1 pseudogene is annotated in these 563 nt (G+C 65.2%); it reads left to right on the top strand.

The annotated features are described in order from the left end of the window. Nucleotides 1-275: 275 nt before the first annotated feature. Nucleotides 276-563, top strand: a pseudogene (locus FUT87_RS27990) (hypothetical protein); the annotation flags it as partial.

Genomic DNA, 563 nt, shown 5'->3' with positions numbered 1-563 from the left:
CGTCAAGGACGGCACGATCGAGATCCAGGGGGATCACCTGGAGAAGGTGATGGCCTGGTTGACGCAGGCGGGGTTCGCGCCGAAGAAGGCGGGCGGGTAGGTCTCCCCATCACCGATTCCTAACTACGCTGCGCGCCAGGCGACCGGAGAAGACGTTTTGAAGTCACACCCCTTTTTGGTGGGGTGGGCAACACATCACCACCTACCTTAACCTTTTAGTAATACAAATTTGAGCCGCCATAGACGGCAGCTAAAGGGTGGGAGTGATGTCGGGAGTGACGGGCGCGCAAGACGCCTTGATGGGAGGGCGCGGGCCCGAGGAACCGCGCGAAGAAGTGGTCCCGCGCCAGCAATCCAACGAAGCCCGAGACGGCGCTTTGGCGGCGCTGGCGATCGTTGGCCCGCCTGCACCATGTGGCGGCCGACTGCCGTCGCTGCGTCACAGCCTGGGGCTGGGCCCAACGGACACCCCCTCGATGCGGGACCTGCTGCTCGCCGCCAAGCGGCTGGGGCTCAAGGCCAAGCCATCGCGCACCACGATCGACCGCCTGACGCTGGCCGCG

It is taken from the genome of Mitsuaria sp. TWR114, assembly GCF_007997345.1.
This window is presented reverse-complemented; position numbering and strand designations above follow the sequence as displayed.